Genomic DNA, 1,993 nt, shown 5'->3' with positions numbered 1-1,993 from the left:
CTCCTAATGATAACACCGCAACTGATCTTTGTTCCGCTCATCCAGGCGGCTATAAATCGCAGAGTAACGATGCGGATCAAAACCCTGCGCGCGGTGAGTGGAGGAATTATTTGGGACGACGTTGACGGTCAACTGCCCGAAGGACTCCAGAGTCAGAGGATCGATGATATTTTCTCGTTGAATATGGGAATCTTCGAGCTCAAATTCTCCATGAACTTCCTGATGAATCTCTTAAACCAAATTGGCACAGCAGGCGTCCTCGGAGTTGGCGGCTGGTTTGTTGTGAGCGGGCAGACCGAAGTGGGAACGGTCGTGGCATTTTTGTCAGGATTGTCTCGCATTAGCGAACCGTGGAGCGAATTGGTCAATTGGTTCCGCGATTTGAGCGTTACCGGTGCAAAATATCGCCTTATCGCCAGTGCCATGCGGGACATTGACACTCATCGGTTGCATTTACTTTTCGATGACAGTGACCACGCAAATCAGGAGATCAACGATTGAAAGCTTCCCGAGCGGGTCAATATGCAACCGGTATAAGATTTCTGGTGTTACATCCGCCTGCGGTTGTGAGGATCGCAGCATATGGTGCGACCATCCGGGACAGAGGCATAGGGAGCACGAAAGTGCGAGCAGGCCGATCCACACGATGAGCTGCGAGCTCGTGTTGGTAGCTGGCCGCCTCTGCGACTCGCCCGGTTGCGCCGAGAGCGCGGATCACCATCGAGCGGCATGTGCGTGAACTGATCGGCTGCGCGAAGACCTCGTGATCCTTGATCGGCGGATCGCCGAAGGCACGATGGATGATCCCCCGGTCAGGCGGCTGCTCACGACGGCTGGGCTCATGGCATCAATCGGTAACATCGCCCGCTTCAGGAGCCCCCAGAAGTTGGTCAGTTACTTCGGCCTCAATCCGCGTGTCCATCAATCAGGACCTGGCGCCGCCCATCCCGGCCGGATCAGCAAGGGACGGACGCAGTCATGGCTGCGCGATGTTGGTGGAGGCGGCTTGGGCAGCAGCGAAGGCGCCGGGTCCCTTGCGCACCATCTTTCCTTCTTCGTCCGCGTCAGGGCCAGACGCGGCCATCAGGTGGAAGCTGACGGTGCTATGCTGTCATATGCTGACGAAGGAGAAGGACTACTTCTGGGCGCGACTGAGCCTTGCTGCCCACAAGACGCGCAGCATGGAATTGCAAGCTGGCCAAGCCCAGACAAAAGGTAACAAACGCGGCCCCGCCTGCGGTTACAACGTCAAGCAACTTCGCGACCAGGAAATGCGCGTCGCTGAGCAGGCCGAGAAGCACTACGAACGTTTCATTGACGCGAGGCGCTCGCGCCGGCCAAAGGAAAGGGCGCGCGGACGCCTCAATCCGGCAAGGCTTGAATAAGGCCGCCTGGCGGCACTTTCAGCCGATGCACCGCGCTTCGCCACGAGGTCGCCCGCGCTACTGCAGAATACCATGGCCGGTGCGAAAATGCATTGAGGCACGAAACTGATTTTTTTTTGAAACAGGAGACCGCTATGGTAGCGGGTGACTGATGACCCCGACTTTCATGGCAGATCGCAGGTAATTGCTCGTCATCTCGCCGGTCTTTGATCCAGCGCAAGGCCAAGATTCTCAGCGCCGAACCGCCATCGGCGCGGAGGTCAAAATGAGCAGGTTCCGTTGGCAGGATGGTCTGATGACGATGGTCGGCCTATGGCCGTTTATCTCGCCCGTCGTCCTTGGATATGGTGGTAAGAACGCCGTTGCACTTGATGCTATTGCCTGGAATTTCATTCTCTCCGGATTGGCCATCGCTATCGGCAATCCCTTTGGTCTTGGGCAAACCGCGGCGCTGGGTCGTCAGCGTCCTCGGCAGACCGGGTGGCCTGGCCAAGCATGTTGCAGATGAGTTGGCGGTGCATAGACAGGTGAACCGCGGGGAGCTTGGTGTCGTCATCCAGAACATGACGCCGAAGCTCCGCCTTGCGCTTAAAATCAACCGTGATTCA

Annotated in this window: 2 protein-coding genes and 2 pseudogenes; all 4 read left to right on the top strand. The window is 57.3% G+C overall.

Features of this window, described 5'->3' with window-relative positions; translation table 11 throughout:
• A pseudogene (locus AAAB35_RS16840) lies at positions 1-501 on the top strand (hypothetical protein); the annotation flags it as partial.
• 295 nt (positions 502-796) lie between these two features.
• Positions 797-913 (top strand): annotated as a pseudogene (locus AAAB35_RS16835) (transposase); the annotation flags it as partial.
• 1 nt (position 914) lies between these two features.
• Positions 915-1,385, top strand: a complete 471-nt coding sequence (locus AAAB35_RS16830) for a hypothetical protein (RefSeq protein WP_340669442.1) — start codon at positions 915-917, stop codon at positions 1,383-1,385.
• A gap of 265 nt (positions 1,386-1,650) precedes the next feature.
• Positions 1,651-1,893, top strand: coding sequence for a hypothetical protein (locus AAAB35_RS16825; RefSeq protein WP_340669441.1), 243 nt, complete (start codon positions 1,651-1,653; stop codon positions 1,891-1,893).
• Positions 1,894-1,993 lie beyond the last annotated feature (100 nt).

The sequence above is a fragment of the Phyllobacterium sp. genome, from assembly GCF_037994425.1.
Lineage (GTDB): Bacteria > Pseudomonadota > Alphaproteobacteria > Rhizobiales > Rhizobiaceae > Phyllobacterium.
Note: the sequence above shows the minus strand (reverse complement) of the source record. Positions and strands in the feature narration are given on the sequence as shown.